Source organism: Serratia sp. CY81684, assembly GCF_052166595.1.
In the GTDB taxonomy this organism is placed as follows: Bacteria; Pseudomonadota; Gammaproteobacteria; order Enterobacterales; family Enterobacteriaceae; genus Serratia; species Serratia nematodiphila.
Window position 1 is genome coordinate 412,246 of record NZ_JBJNOO010000005.1, and the last position, 14,283, is coordinate 426,528.

Sequence of the window (14,283 nt, forward strand, 5' to 3'; positions counted from 1 at the left end):
CGAGCGCTGCGCCCTACCATTTCCCCAGCAGCGCTACCACCCCGGCGGCCTCTTGCGCCAGGCGTTCATCGCTCATGTCGAACACACCCTGCACCAGATGCGGCGGCAGATAATCCATGCCGGTCAGGTTGGCCATGGCGTGGAACGGCAGCAGCAGATCCTGCACCGGATAACGGTTATACCCTGCCGGCGTGTAGGCCTGCGCGTTGCCGCCGGTGCTCACCACCAGCTGCAGCGGCTTGCCGTGCAATTGGGTGCCTTCGCTGCCGTAGGCAAAACCGTAGGTTAATACCGCATCCTGCCATTCGCTGAGGATCGCCGGTGAGCTGTACCAATAAAACGGGAACAGCATCACTACCGCATCATGGCTCTGCAGCAGCGCCTGTTCGCGCGCCACGTCGATGCGGTAATCCGGGTACGCGCGGATCAGTTCGTGAACGGTCACGTTGGGCAGCGGGCGTACGGCCTCGATCAACGCCTTATTAATGCGCGACTCGTCGGGGGTGCGGTGGGCGGTTAACACTAAAATGCGCGACATAACGATTCCTCGGTCATAAGAAGATGAGGGCATTTTTCCATTTCCGCCGCTGCGGGTGTAGGCTGTTAGAGGTCACTTCAATTTCAACCAAAAGTATCAACCACTATGTCGCTGCCCTTTGACGTGCACCGCCTGCTGCCGGCCTTCCTCGCCGCCGCGCAGGCGCAAAATTTCTCCGCCGCCGCTCGCCAGCTGGGCGTGACGCCGGCGGCGGTCAGCAAAAACATCCGCGCGCTGGAAGAGAAGCTGGCGCTGCGGCTGTTTCAGCGCAACACCCACAACGTGCTGCTGACCGACGAGGGCAAAGCGCTACTGGCGCAGGTAGCGCCGCTGTGGCAGGCATTGGCGGCGACGCTGGAAAGCGCCGGCGGCGAACGGCAGGCGCCGGCCGGCGTGGTGCGCGTCAGCATGATCCCCGGCTTCGGCCGCCGGATGCTGATGCCGTTGATCCCGCAATTTCTGGCGCGCTATCCGCAGATCGATCTCGATCTGTCGCTGGATGCCCGGGTGGTGAATCTGGTGGGCGAAGGCTTCGACGTCGGCATTGGCAGCCGGGTCGATCCCGACAGCCGGCTGGTGGCCCGCCCGCTCTACCCGATGCACATGGTGCTGGCGGCGTCGCCCGACTATCTGGCGCGGCGCGGTGAACCGCAAACGCCGCACGATCTACTGCGCCACGACTGCCTGCTGCACCGCAACCCGGCCAACGGCCGCCACGTCAAATGGCAGCTGCGCCATCAGGGCGAAACGCTGGCGCTGGATCTAAACGGCCGGCTGATGACCAGCCGCCCGGAGATGTTGCTGGATGCGGCGCTGGCCGGGCTCGGCATCGTCAACCTGGCGCGCTGGTACGTTGAAAAGCACTTCGAGCAAGGCACGCTGCGGCCGGTGCTGGCGCAATGCTGGCCGCGCCCGGTGCAGCTGTGGCTCTATTACGCCTCGGCGGATCTGCCGCCGCGGGTACGCGTCTGGGTCGACTTTCTGCTGGAACATTTTCGCGATCGGCCGGCGGGCGATTGACGTCTGTTCAGCTTACGCACGCTCTTCCGTTTTCCTTGTTCTACATCAAAAGAATCGCGCCAATATCTATATATAGTGCATTAAGAATTGCTAACACCTATATATAGTAGTTATCCACAAGATCATCCACACGTCGCCACAGCCCTTGCGCGCTGCGGCTTTGCCCTGTGGATAAGCGAAATTTGACGGTTGCTCGCCGCGTCAGGCGGGTATCAACGCTCCCTCGGGGAACAAGGAGTACAACGTGAAACCAGTAGTGATTAAGCGGGACGGTTGCCAGGTACCTTTTGACGAAGCGCGCATCGCGCAGGCCATCGAGCGCGCCGCGCTGGCGGTGGGCGTGGTCGACGCCGACTACTGCGCCACCGTCGCCCGCGTGGTCGCTCAGCGCATGGAGCAACAGCCGCGCGTCGATATCCACGAGATCCAGCAGGCGGTGGAAAACCAGCTGATGGCCGGCGAGTACAAACAGCTGGCGCGCGCCTATATCGAATACCGCCACGATCGCGACGTGGCGCGCGAGCTGCGCGGCCGCCTGAACCAGGAAATTCGCGGCCTGGTCGAGCAAAGCAACCGCGCGCTACTGAACGAAAACGCCAACAAGGACAGCAAGGTGATCCCCACCCAGCGCGACCTGCTGGCGGGCATCGTCGCCAAACACTACGCCAAGCAGCACATCCTGCCGCGCGACGTGGTGCTGGCCCATGAACGCGGCGAAATTCACTACCACGATCTCGACTACTCGCCGTTCTTTCCGATGTTCAACTGCATGCTGATCGATCTGAAAGGCATGCTGACCAACGGCTTCAAGATGGGCAACGCCGAGATTGAGCCGCCGAAGTCGATCTCCACCGCCACCGCCGTGACCGCACAGATCATCGCCCAGGTCGCCAGCCATATTTATGGCGGTACCACCATCAACCGCATCGATGAAATTCTGGCGCCGTTCGTCGACGAGAGCTTCCGCAAACACCTGCAGGTGGCGGAAGAGTGGCAGATCCCGGACGCCAAAGGCTATGCCATGGCGCGCACCGAGAAAGAGTGTTACGACGCCTTCCAGTCGCTGGAGTACGAGGTCAACACCCTGCACACCGCCAACGGCCAGACGCCGTTTGTCACCTTCGGCTTCGGCCTCGGCACCAGCTGGGAGTCGCGCCTGATCCAGCGCTCGATCCTGAAAAACCGCATCGCCGGGCTGGGCAAAAACCGCAAGACCGCCGTGTTCCCCAAACTGGTGTTCGCCATCCGCGACGGCCTCAACCACCAGTACGGCGATCCGAACTACGACATCAAGCAGCTGGCGCTGGAGTGCGCCAGCAAGCGCATGTACCCGGACATTCTCAACTACGATCAGGTGGTGAAGGTGACCGGCTCGTTCAAAACGCCGATGGGCTGCCGCAGCTTCCTTGGCACCTACGAGCAGGACGGCGAGCTGGTGCACGACGGCCGCAACAACATCGGCGTCATCAGCCTCAACCTGCCGCGCATCGCGCTGGAGGCGATGGGCGATGAGTCGCGCTTCTGGGCGCTGCTGGATCAGCGCCTGCAGCTGGCGAAAAAGGCGCTGATGACGCGCATCGCCCGGCTGGAAGGCATCAAGGCGCGGGTGGCACCAATCTTGTACATGGAAGGCGCCTGCGGCGTGCGGCTCAAGGCCGACGACAATATCGCCGAGATCTTCAAGCACGGCCGCGCCTCGATTTCGCTGGGCTATATCGGCCTGCACGAGACCATCAACGCGCTGTTCGGCGGCGAAAACCACGTGTATGACGACGAAGCGCTGCGCGCCAAAGCGGTGGCGATCGTCGCGCGGCTGCGCGCCGCCGTCGACGCCTGGAAAGACGAGACCGGTTACGGCTTCAGCCTCTACAGCACGCCGAGCGAAAACCTGTGCGATCGCTTCTGCCGGCTGGACACCGCCGATTTCGGCGTGGTGCCGGGCGTCACCGACAAGGGTTATTACACCAACAGCTTCCACCTCGACGTGGAGAAGAAGGTCAATCCGTACGACAAGCTGGACTTCGAAGCGCCCTACCCGCCGTTGGCCAGCGGCGGCTTCATCTGCTACGGCGAATACCCGAACCTGCAGCACAACCTGAAGGCGCTGGAAGACGTATGGGACTACAGCTACACCCGGGTGCCTTACTACGGCACCAACACGCCGATCGACGAGTGCTACGAATGCGGCTTCACCGGTGAATTCTCCTGCACCAGCAAGGGCTTCACCTGCCCGAAATGCGGCAACCACGATTCGGCCAAGGTCTCGGTCACCCGCCGGGTGTGCGGCTATCTCGGCAGCCCCGATGCCCGGCCGTTCAACGCCGGCAAGCAGGAAGAGGTGAAACGCCGGGTGAAACACCTCGGCAACGGGCAGCTCGGCTGAAAAACGCCGTGCAGCCTAGGCAGAAGCCTGTTCATCAGGCGTGATTGTCGCCGCCAGTTTGCCTTCGGCCAGCGCGCACCAACCGGAGCGTACACGCAGTACGTGAGGATTGGGAGCACTGCCCGGAGGCAAAATGGCCAGTAAAATAGCCTGATGGGCAGGCCTCACATGAATTATCACCAGTATTACCCGATCGACGTCGTCAACGGCCCCGGCACCCGCTGCACGCTGTTTGTCGCCGGCTGCGTGCACCAATGCCCCGGCTGCTACAACAAAAGCACCTGGCGGCTCAACTCCGGCCAGCCGTTTACCCCGGCGCTGGAAGAGCGCATCATCGCCGATCTGAACGATACGCGCGTGCCGCGCCAGGGGCTGTCGCTCTCCGGCGGCGATCCGCTGCACCCGGCCAACGTGCCGAGCATCTTGCAACTGGTGAAACGGGTGCGCGCCGAATGCCCCGGCAAGGATATCTGGCTGTGGACCGGCTACCGGCTGGCGGAGCTGGACGCACAGCAAATGCAGGTGGTGGACAGGATCAACGTGCTGATCGACGGCAAGTTCGTGCAGGATTTGAAAGACCCGGCGCTGATTTGGCGCGGCAGCAGCAACCAGGTGGTGCATAGGTTGCGTTGAGCTAGTGGTACGTGTCGCAACATGTATTGGTCCCAGTTCAACCGGGCACGGCTACAGTACAGAGCTAAACCTGATCTGATAGGCGGCTTTGTGCCAAGAGCGGATATTGCTAAGATAAGTTTAAGCCCATCAACGAAGTGTAGATCAGTGAATAACATTAAACTTGGCTGTCTGTGATTGGAAGATCGATTGACAGCCAGTTTTTCCACATTTAGGTGTTTAGATTAATCATCCTTTCCAACATTTAGATCACTGATGACCCGTTCAGCTTCGTGGTCATAGCTATCCGCTAAAACTCTTAAGGTAACGGCGAATCGCTGAAAACCAGCGTTTTCTACTTCCTCTGCTTTTGCTCGGAACTGGTCCGCCAGCTCTCTCTCAGGTTTTCCAGTTGGGTCAACCCAATGAGCACCACGTGAGTTGTAGGTTCCTATTCTGTAGCCTTCACGCATACTCTCAGCATTGCGATCGTTCAGAGCAACTGCGACCTCTCTGTTTATCCACAAGCCATTCGAGTCGGAGGGGGTAGAAATTAAGACTTCACCAACTTTGCTGAGTGCAACGTCCAAGTGACCTGACGCCGTAGAAATTTCCTTAACTTTCTGAAGCCATTCAGTAAAGCGTTCTCCGTTGAACGTTCCGTCTGATTGGCTTCCTGGCGGTGTCTCCCAATTGCGCAAAAGAGTCCATGCATTTGTTGCGATGGATTTCAATTCATCTGTTGGTTCACTCGCCGTTTGGTCTTCTTTGTCAGAACGGTAAATGAGTCGGATTACCTCGCAGAAAAATTCTGGGTCATTAGCCATCCTATTTTCAAGGAGCTTGGGCTCAGCACCTTGGCGACCATCGAGCAATGGAAGGTAAGCCCACTCGATCTGAAATAGATCATCCGGATTCACTTTGGGTTCAGTCTGAAGAAATTGGATAAGAGTAGTTATGTTGTAACCATCCATGTTGGAGCTAGATTCGTCAGTTGAAAGGGCAGCAATCAAAGCGCGGATACACTGTTCAGTATCGATTGGTTGCTCCGCCTGTTGCATCCTGTACAGACAGTTGATTGCCGCATGTGGTCTGCCATGTTCAATCAGTTTATCGATGGCATGAGTAAGATCACCTTCACCCTGGTAAGGATTTGCATCGGTGCGGGCCCAGTATTCGTTCTCGGAAGCTTGAAGATAATGAGAGACTCGGGTCCAGGTTTCCTTGTTAAAAGGAAGATAAGCCAAGAATTGGCCTAACTGTTCAGGAGTCCAGTCAGTTTTATCCAGATTGTCGTACCACTCCCAACCTTTGAGAGAGAAACGTTTCCAAATAAAAGCGCCTACCAATGTCTTATACTTATTTTCTGTTGTATTCAGGAAATGGGGCAAAAGAATTTTTTCGAACACATCATCGTTAATAGTGCCGAGTACACTTCCTATTTGATGGGTTGCAGAAACGTGTTCAGCAAACCGCATAACGCCTTCTGCACCATCTTGCTTAAGAATTTCTGAAATTGCTGATTCGCGCCTTGCTTCGAGTTTTTTTCTCTGTTCTTCCCAATCGCCATTTTCTTCGTAAAGATCAAAATCTCGATTTGAAAAAAGGTGTTGATATAAGTTGAATGGATTGGCAGGAGCTAGTTGCTCTGTAACATTTTCGATTTGGGTTAGCAGATCATCAGATAAAGCCCAATTAGCATCAGAGAATCGCCGATGTTTATTTGAGAATCGATTAAGATGATCCCAAATTAAAACTCGCTGCTCTTCATTAAGCCCAGTAGTTCTTTTCGAAGAGAGGATCTCAAGAAGATTTTCGAAGGCAGGAGATGGCAGACTATCAAAATGATCAATCAACAAAGTAAGGCGTTCAGTATCTTCTCCGGCGCTTTCGACGGCAAGCTCAGCATAAAAAGATGTCTGCGACCAGTAATCCTGATTAGTCACGCCGTTTTCCCAGCCATCTGGGATTATTCGGCGCCAGGAGGGTTTGTGTGATCCAGAAGAGGTTTGATGGTGACCGGGTAGAAGCTGTACGAGTAAATTCCAAGCTATATTAGGCCATTCTTTAGAAATGACTTTGACTGCAACTTTTCGTTTTTCTATGGATGCTAGCGTTTGCGGCAACCACGGTAATAATATAGTGGTAAGCGAATTAGATGGCCGATTAGCCCACTTGCCCCCAGGGTCGTGGCTGGCAAGTTCAGCCAGTACAACACAGACGCGTACAAGATATTGCTCATCCCAGGCTAGTCCCTCTAGGGCCCATAGCAGTCCAGTCAGATAATTACCACCAGTGATACCATTTCCTTCCTGAGAAAATAGCTCATCAAATGCACAAGGCGTTTGACGCATTGCCTTCTCAACTGCATCAAGAAATTTTGCGGGGGCGGCTTCAGCCAAAGTTGGTAGCAAACCGTTCAGGCTACCCCATAAAACCCAGTTCGCATCAGTCAAAATTGTGTGTATTGCGATGTTAACGGAAGTTTCGGCATTCCCTTGAGAGCAGTTAACGCAAACCTCTGGTCGGCTCCCGATTATGGCTAAACCCTCGGCTATGCCTTGTCGCAGCATGGGGGAAAAATTCAGCACCTTACCATGAATACTAGCAGCGTAACGCTGCTCAGCAGGTAATTCGAAAGCAGGGTCTGGCTCTTTGAGTAAGGAAATCGCGAAAGACTTAAACAATTCGAGATTCTGATCAAGAATTCGGGATCCCAGAAGACTCCAGAGCTCCATTCGATTAGTTACTTTCCAAATGCCGTTTTTAAGAGACAAAGGACTGTCTGGGCTATGTAAAATCTCTCGTGCCTTCCTTAGCCATTCGTCATAACTGATACCAAGCAATTGGGTTAGTATATTTAGATCGCACTCATTTTTCTCATTCCATCTCCCAATCAACACTGTTAGGGCTAGATAGGAAGCATCGGGATGGTGAGTCCAGTCGGTTTTGACTATCTGTTGTACTAACCTTAACTTTTCAGGAATCTCAGCAACAACCCTTTGTTTGAAAACATCTAAAAGATCTTCTGGTATCTTACTTGAAATGATAGTGCCAGCATCTTTATTCCAAGTTTGTACGATATCAACTATCCGCGACCAAACCCACTGAGGATACTGTTGGTGGAATTGCGCTATGTGGGAGTGCAGCAAAGAAAGGACGACGCCTGATTCATTACCCAGGTCGTACCCTAGTAAATGAAAATGGTTCAAAAAGTCATAAAGCTCATCGTTTGTTAAATCGTTCCCACTATTTGCTACCTTCAGATGATACTGGATGACCTCCAGCTTCTCGGTACTTTTAGCTGGGCTGAACTTGCCCTGCTGTACATTTCTCAAAAATTCATCAACTGTTTTTGTATGTCTAGCTTGGTTCAATAACCATTGCACATTGTGTGTATCGGTAGAACTGAGCGGACCGGTGATCAGTGCAATAACATCCTTTTTCTTGGTAAACACGTCAGGATTGTTGAAATCGTTCCAAGCAGCCTGTATCACTTCCCCAAATGTCGCATTACCTTGCGTAAATGAAATAGAATGCTTGATTTGCCCTAAGAGCTTCCGTTTTTCATTGCTATTGACATTTTCAACAACAACTATCAAGTCGTCGGTATCAAAACCATCAATTTTGCCCTGGAGTTTGATGTCCACTATTGGCCAGCAAGGAAGACAAGGTGCATTACCGCCTGTTAGCATCAGGGCAACAAAAGACGCTTGGACATGCGCTTCAAAATGAACACCACCACCGCCTGTAGAAAAAGGATTGCTCAGTTTTTTTTTATTTGCCATTAACAATCACATCCACATTTTGATTCCGAATAAATTAAAAAGAAGAGCACTCATACTTCAGAACTTGTTCCACCAGTATCTTTTAATGACACGGTTATGCCCTGCATCTGCTTAGATTAGCTAGCCATGGTAAGCAATGGCTATTGCTAAAATGAATAGTAAGGTTATATCCAGTATTTTGTGTTGACGCAAGATGGTTCCCGGGCATGTCAAATTTTTGTAGGTCTGAGTCACCTCTTTCCATACGAGTGTGAATAGCCACGGGTTTAACAGACACCTGAGAGTCATTTTTGGACTGACCCCAGCCCGGTAGACGATCCTGCCCTATAGTTTGAGCATAGGGGGAGCGTATGGGCACATCACGATTTACACCTGAATTTAAGGAACTCGGGATCTGGCTCGGGCGGATATCTTCGATTACATTGAAGTGTTCTACAACCGGGTCCGGCGTCACAGCCACCTCGGCGGCGTCAGTCCGGAGGCCTTTGAACAGGCCTCGTCGTGAGGACAGGATATGTCTACGGTCGTGGAGTCAGTCCATTTAGATGACTTAAAAGAGAGGTGGTCATGAGCGGTAAACGTTATCCCGAAGAGTTCAAAATTGAAGCGGTTAAACAGGTCGTTGATCGTGGTCATTCCATCGCAAGCGTCGCCACCCGGCTTGATATCACCACACACAGTCTTTATGCCTGGGTAAAAAAGTACGGTCCTGATTCATCAGCTACTAAAACGCAGTCTGATGCCCAGTCTGAGATCCGGCGGCTTCAGAAAGAGCTGAAGCGGGTTACCGACGAGAGAGACATACTAAAAAAACCACGGCGTACTTCGCAAAACTGTCCGACTGAGGTACGTCTTTATCCACGACAACAGCCGTTACTGGCCTGTTCGTGTGCTCTGTCGGGTTCTGGACGTCCATCCGAGTGGATTTTATGTCTGGCTTCAGCAGCCACATTCACAGAGTCACCAGGCAGACCAGATGCTGACCGGGCAGAGCAAACAGTTTTGGCTTGAGTCTGGCTGCGTCTATGGTTATCGCAAGATCCATCTCGATCTGCGTGGTACCGTGCAGCAGTGCGGAGTGAACCGGGTCTGGCGGCTGATGAAGCGTGCCGGAATAAAAGCTCAGGTGGGGTACCGTAGCCCACGGGTACGTAAAGGCGAAGCCAGCATCGTGGCACCGAACAGGCTCCAGCGGCAGTTCAATCCGGACTCACCAGATGAGCGTTGGGTGACGGACATAACCTACATCCGAACTCACGAAGGCTGGCTGTATCTGGCCGTGGTGGTTGACCTGTTCTCCCGGAAAGTTATCGGCTGGTCAATGCAACCCCGCATGACAAAAGAGATTGTCCTGAACGCATTACTCATGGCGGTGTGGAGGCGTAATCCTCAAAAACAGGTACTGGTTCACTCTGATCAGGGCAGTCAGTACACGAGCCATGAGTGGCAGTCGTTCCTGAAATCACATGTTCTGGAAGGCAGCATGAGTCGTCGCGGTAACTGCCGCGACAACGCGGTTGCGGAAAGCTTTTTCCAGCTACTGAAACGCGAATGGATTAAGAAAAAGATCTACGGAACACGGGAAGAAGCCCGCAGCGATATTTTTGATTACATCGAAATGTTTTATAACTGTAGGCGTCGGCATGGTTCGAGCAATCAGATGCCACCGGCAGAATACGAAAACCAATATTATCAACGGCTCGGAAGTGTCTAGATTATCCGTGGCGATTCACATTTTGCGCAAAAATATCGGGATAGCTTCGGCTTTTGATCATATCTCTCTGGCAATCTCTGCATGCCTCCCTTACCCAAGAACAATTTCTAAGCCAAGTCATTATACTCATCATAAGAATATAGCATGTGAAATTCATTATCGGGCGTTCGAGAAAAATGAAGTAGAACTTTTTCTTTTTCAGGAAGAGAATTGTTCTCACTAAAAATATGCGAAAGCACGTTAGCAATGCGTAGTACAATATCAATGAGACGAGCATCATCGCTAGTATCACTACCATAGTAAGTAAATTTCACTTCAAAAATAGAAAAATCATCCGGTACTTCAATTTTATTCCCACCCACAGCTAATTCATTCAAAAGCATGAAACTCTCTACCTGAGCACCATACTTTTCAAGCAAATAATTTAGATCATGTAAAAAAGACCTTGGAGAAGACAGAGCAACGTCAATGAAATCTTGATTTCTTGCTGCCACAATGTTCAAAGTCAGTCCTACAATAAGTTTAATTCCAATCCTTAACTTATAGATTTCCATGCATGCGCGCTCTAGCTCATCCTCAGAAAGCGTAGCAATTTTTATTATGTTTCTACCATAGCTTGCATTAATTTTTCCGCCAAAACACTTGTAACTCTTGTGCGCCGCGATATTTCGCCACTGATTAAGTGGAATATCGAATAAATTCTCATTAACAATAGCAAGATTACCTTCTTCACCCAAAAAAGATTTGCAACTACTCAACAAATCATTCAAAGAGATCACCTTCCTCACATCAGCTTTTTTGATTTGGTAAGCAGCAATCAGCCAACCCTCTCTTGCCACCATGAACTCCAAAATACTGTTGATTGTCTCAAATCGCTTATCAATATTTTCTTTAAAAGAATATTCATTGTTAGTTCTTGGGTCAGAATTAATCATTGACCAGAAGGAATCATTTGCCTCTCTGCAACCTTCATCCGCCTTAACAAAAACAGCTTTTGCAACCGACTTATCTAGCGAAGCAAACCATTCCAACAACATGTTGATTTTTTCCTCTAGAGAAGATAAATCCCCATCCCATGTCCTTGTCATTAAAAACAATTCAAAAGTACCTAAATAAGTAGCAAATACCTCAGGTTGGACCTCAAATCTTTCTGCTAATAACTCGGAAAAATATTCGAAATGATTTTTTATCAGCTTCGAATCTTTTCCAAACAAACTAGTATTCACAGGCGTGATCTTCATAGCTATCCTTGTACAATTTCAACCCAGTAACGAGAAATTTTCATTAAACCCTCACCATCATGAGTACTCCATCCGATGAGTTGATAACATCTAATTTTGCTAATTATGACAATATTATGACATCAAAAAACATCTACATCAAAGTGGAAAAGTAGACCCGAATAAAGGCCCGGAATGTTGGATGGCCACAGAATTAGCGTGTTAGTAACGCCCATTAATTGTACAAACAGTTTTGTACTTCCGCTTCTCGCTCAAAGCTGCCCGTCTGTTCTACCCCTAGAAACAGCCAGTTCTGCCCAACATCCTCATCGATACCCTCCCCTCCATATTTTCGCTTTGAATCGAGCCATTCGGTTTTCTACCTCCGAATGGCTGAGATAAACCGCGGTACCGTTTCTTAAGCGTTCAAGGTCGGCATCCACCCTTTCACGCAGCGACTGCTCCAGCAACATCGCCTCTACGTCCATTTCAGATTTATTCCGCTGTTCCACTTCCATCTCCTCCTTGAGACAGCATCGGGTCATAAATTAGTTACACCAACCCCATCCCCACCACGCCGGTCAGTGCGCCGCACAGCGCCACCAGCGCCGCCGTCAGGCACAGCGCCCGGGCGGAGAAGGCCTTGTTGAGCATCAGCAGCGAAGGCAGGCTGACTGCCGGTAAGGTAATCAGCAGCGCCAGCGCCGGGCCTGCGCCCATGCCCGCCAGCATCATGGTCTGCACGATCGGGATCTCCGCCGCGGTGGGGATAACGAACAGGCAGCCGACGATCGCCAGCGCGATGATCCACAGCAGGCTATTGTCGACGGCGCCGTCGGCGTGCGGGAACAGCCAGACCCGCGCCGCGCCTAGCGCCAGCACCGCCAGCACATAGATCGGGATGGTCGACCAAAACAGCGCCCACAGCGCTTTGCCCCAGCGGGCGAGGAACGGCCGCTCGTCGCTCTGCGCCGTCATCACCGGCGGCTGCGGCGCGGCGGGCTGCGGGTCGTTGGCGGTCACGCGCTGCACCAGCCAGGCGATGCCCAGCACCATCACCACGCCCGCCACCAGACGGATGGCGGCGAACGGCCAACCGAGCACAAATCCCATGAACACCAGCGTCGCCGGGTTCAATACCGGGTTGGCGAGCCAAAAGGCCAGCGCGGCGCCGCTGGACACCGACTGGCGGCGCAGGCCGGCGGCGACCGGCGCGGCGCAGCAGGTGCACATCATGCCCGGCAGCGCGATCAGCGCCCCCAGCACGGTGCCGGAAAAACGCCGGTGGCCGAGCGTGCGCGCCAGCCAGTCGCGCGGGATCAGCACCTGCACCAGCGAACCTAACAGCACCCCGAGCAGCGCCGCCTTCCATACTGCGGTGAAGTAGACCAGCGCGTACTGCCAGGCCGCCAGCCAGGGGCTCGCGGCACCGTCGGCCAGGATCGATTTGCCGATCGAATGGCTGTCCGCCGCCACGAACGCCTTGCCGTAGTAAGGCTGCCATTTGACGTAGTAGAGGCCGACGGCCACCACCAGCAGAAACAGGATCGGTTTCCACAGCGGCCAGGCGCGTGGGGCGTGTTCAGGGGCGTTCAGAGGTTGCGGCATGGTAGCGGCCAGAGTGAGTCAACAGTGGCGCCAGCATAGCGCGCCGCCGCCGCTCGTGCACGCCCGGGCTGTCCTAAATAGTTCATCTGTTCGCCACCGAGGCGTAACGCGATTGTCATCTGCGCCCGTCACCATGATGCCAACTTGAAAACCACAGGGTAGACGCCCGATGAAACGCACCGCTTCCGCCTTCATCGCACCGCCATCGGCATGACGAGGTTTTTATTATGATGGAGTTATCTAGACATCCGACCACTTACCCCACCCGCTATCAGCAGATCGCCGCGCAGCTGGAACAGGAGCTGCGCACGCAATACCGCTGCGGCGACTACCTGCCTTCGGAACAGCAGCTGGCCGAGCGTTATCAGGTTAATCGCCACACCCTGCGCCGCGCGGTGGATCAGCTGGTGGAACGCGGCTGGCTGCAGCGCCGCCACGGCGTCGGCATTCTGGTGCTGATGCGGCCTTACGACTACCCGCTGCACGCCAATACCCGCTTCAGCCAGAACCTGTTCGAGCAGGGCAGCCACCCCACCAGTGAGCGCTTACTCGCTGTTTTACGCCCGTGCAATGGGCATGTCGCCAGCGCGCTCTCGCGTGAGGAAGGCGAAATGGTGATCCACCTGCGCACCCTGCGCCGGGTCAACGGCGTGCCGATGAGCGTGATCGACCACTATCTGCCCGATCTGGACTGGTGGCCGGCGCTGCAGCAGTTCCACAGCGGTTCGCTGCACCAGTTTATCGAACAGCACCTCCAGCAGCCGCTGACCCGTCGCCAGACGCGCATCAGCGCGCGCCGAGCGCAGGCCAAAGAGAGCCGGCTGCTGGAGATCGCTACCCACGCGCCGCTGCTGTGCGTGCGCACCCTTAACGTCCGCAGCGGCGGCGAAGACGTGGCGGAATACTCCGTCAGCCTGGCCCGCGCCGACATGATTGAACTGACGATGGAGCACTGAATGCACGCCTTAGAGTCGAGACAACGCTGGATGTCGGTGCTGGCGCACAGCCGGCCCGAGCAACTGCGCAGCCACTGGCAGGCGCTGAATCTCAGCCCGGGTTACCGCAGCATCCGCGCGCCGGAGATCGGCCTGGCCCAGCTGCAGGGGCGCATGGGCGCCACCGGCCGCCGCTTCGTGCTGGGGGACATGACGGTCACCCGCGCGGTGGTGCAGCTGGACAACGGCGGCTACGGCTACAGCTACATCGCCGGGCGCGACAAGGCGCACGCCGAGCTGTGCGCGCTGGCCGATGCGCTGCTGCAACAGCCGGAGCACGGCGAACGCCTGCAACAACAGCTGATCGCGCCGCTGGCCGCGCTGCAGCACGAACAGCGCCAGCTGCGCGCCCAGGCGATCGCCGCCAGCCGAGTGGACTTCTTTACGCTGGTGCGAGGGGATTAA

At 54.1% G+C, this 14,283-nt stretch carries 11 protein-coding genes and 1 pseudogene; 7 read left to right on the top strand and 5 right to left on the bottom strand.

The genetic code is table 11. The features are described 5' to 3' along the window. Positions 1–13: 13 nt before the first annotated feature. Positions 14–538, bottom strand: a complete 525-nt coding sequence (locus ACJ8QF_RS19940) for an NAD(P)H-dependent oxidoreductase (RefSeq protein ID WP_171453234.1) — start codon at positions 536–538, stop codon at positions 14–16. A 105-nt stretch (positions 539–643) separates the two neighbouring features. Between ACJ8QF_RS19940 and ACJ8QF_RS19945 the strand changes: the two genes are divergently transcribed. The 3 genes from ACJ8QF_RS19945 to nrdG all read left to right on the top strand — a co-directional run bounded on the left by ACJ8QF_RS19945 (position 644) and on the right by nrdG (position 4,574). Then, positions 644–1,558, top strand: a complete 915-nt coding sequence (locus tag ACJ8QF_RS19945) for a LysR family transcriptional regulator (protein WP_442537791.1) — start codon at positions 644–646, stop codon at positions 1,556–1,558. Positions 1,559–1,802: 244 nt separating this feature from the next. Beyond that, positions 1,803–3,941: an anaerobic ribonucleoside-triphosphate reductase gene (gene nrdD / locus ACJ8QF_RS19950; protein WP_442537792.1), complete on the top strand. Its 2,139-nt coding sequence runs from the start codon at positions 1,803–1,805 to the stop codon at positions 3,939–3,941. Between the two features lie 168 nt (positions 3,942–4,109). Continuing rightward, a complete protein-coding gene (gene nrdG / locus ACJ8QF_RS19955; RefSeq protein ID WP_118911634.1) occupies positions 4,110–4,574 on the top strand; it encodes an anaerobic ribonucleoside-triphosphate reductase-activating protein in 465 nt (154 codons plus the stop codon). A gap of 224 nt (positions 4,575–4,798) precedes the next feature. Here nrdG and ACJ8QF_RS19960 read toward each other — a convergent pair whose 3' ends face one another. Next, positions 4,799–8,341, bottom strand: a complete 3,543-nt coding sequence (locus ACJ8QF_RS19960) for a hypothetical protein (protein WP_442537793.1) — start codon at positions 8,339–8,341, stop codon at positions 4,799–4,801. A 385-nt stretch (positions 8,342–8,726) separates the two neighbouring features. On the opposite strand from ACJ8QF_RS19960, the pseudogene ACJ8QF_RS19965 reads away from it, so the two are divergent. Together ACJ8QF_RS19965 and ACJ8QF_RS19970 are read left to right on the top strand one after the other, a co-directional pair. Then, a pseudogene (locus ACJ8QF_RS19965) lies at positions 8,727–8,846 on the top strand (IS3 family transposase); the annotation flags it as partial. Positions 8,847–8,908: 62 nt separating this feature from the next. Continuing rightward, a protein-coding gene (locus ACJ8QF_RS19970; protein WP_442537794.1) for an IS3 family transposase occupies positions 8,909–10,055 on the top strand; the annotation gives its coding sequence in 2 pieces (ribosomal slippage) (positions 8,909–9,156 and positions 9,155–10,055; 1,149 coding nt in all). 107 nt (positions 10,056–10,162) lie between these two features. Here the strand turns inward: ACJ8QF_RS19970 and ACJ8QF_RS19975 are convergent. The 3 genes from ACJ8QF_RS19975 to ACJ8QF_RS19985 form a co-directional block, all read right to left on the bottom strand. Beyond that, positions 10,163–11,296, bottom strand: coding sequence for a hypothetical protein (locus ACJ8QF_RS19975; protein ID WP_442537795.1), 1,134 nt, complete (start codon positions 11,294–11,296; stop codon positions 10,163–10,165). A gap of 305 nt (positions 11,297–11,601) precedes the next feature. After that, positions 11,602–11,793, bottom strand: coding sequence for a hypothetical protein (locus tag ACJ8QF_RS19980; protein ID WP_442537796.1), 192 nt, complete (start codon positions 11,791–11,793; stop codon positions 11,602–11,604). Between the two features lie 34 nt (positions 11,794–11,827). Further along, entirely contained in the window at positions 11,828–12,883 is a 1,056-nt protein-coding gene (locus ACJ8QF_RS19985; RefSeq protein WP_442537797.1) for a permease, read from the bottom strand. Between the two features lie 227 nt (positions 12,884–13,110). Here ACJ8QF_RS19985 and phnF point away from each other — a divergent pair, with 227 nt between their 5' ends. Together phnF and phnG are read left to right on the top strand one after the other, a co-directional pair. Then, on the top strand, positions 13,111–13,839 hold the full coding sequence (gene phnF, locus ACJ8QF_RS19990; protein ID WP_015376439.1) for a phosphonate metabolism transcriptional regulator PhnF: 729 nt from the start codon (positions 13,111–13,113) through the stop codon (positions 13,837–13,839). Then, positions 13,840–14,283: a phosphonate C-P lyase system protein PhnG gene (phnG, locus tag ACJ8QF_RS19995; RefSeq protein ID WP_442537798.1), complete on the top strand. Its 444-nt coding sequence runs from the start codon at positions 13,840–13,842 to the stop codon at positions 14,281–14,283.

Coding starts and splice junctions, on each gene's coding strand:
- ACJ8QF_RS19940 (WP_171453234.1), bottom strand. CDS start 538: ATGTCGCGCATTTTAGTGTTAACCGCCCACCGCACCCCCGACGAGTCG.
- ACJ8QF_RS19945 (WP_442537791.1), top strand. CDS start 644: ATGTCGCTGCCCTTTGACGTGCACCGCCTGCTGCCGGCCTTCCTCGCC.
- nrdG (WP_118911634.1), top strand. CDS start 4,110: ATGAATTATCACCAGTATTACCCGATCGACGTCGTCAACGGCCCCGGC.
- ACJ8QF_RS19960 (WP_442537793.1), bottom strand. CDS start 8,341: ATGGCAAATAAAAAAAAACTGAGCAATCCTTTTTCTACAGGCGGTGGT.
- ACJ8QF_RS19975 (WP_442537795.1), bottom strand. CDS start 11,296: ATGAAGATCACGCCTGTGAATACTAGTTTGTTTGGAAAAGATTCGAAG.
- ACJ8QF_RS19980 (WP_442537796.1), bottom strand. CDS start 11,793: ATGGAAGTGGAACAGCGGAATAAATCTGAAATGGACGTAGAGGCGATG.
- ACJ8QF_RS19985 (WP_442537797.1), bottom strand. CDS start 12,883: ATGCCGCAACCTCTGAACGCCCCTGAACACGCCCCACGCGCCTGGCCG.
- phnF (WP_015376439.1), top strand. CDS start 13,111: ATGATGGAGTTATCTAGACATCCGACCACTTACCCCACCCGCTATCAG.
- phnG (WP_442537798.1), top strand. CDS start 13,840: ATGCACGCCTTAGAGTCGAGACAACGCTGGATGTCGGTGCTGGCGCAC.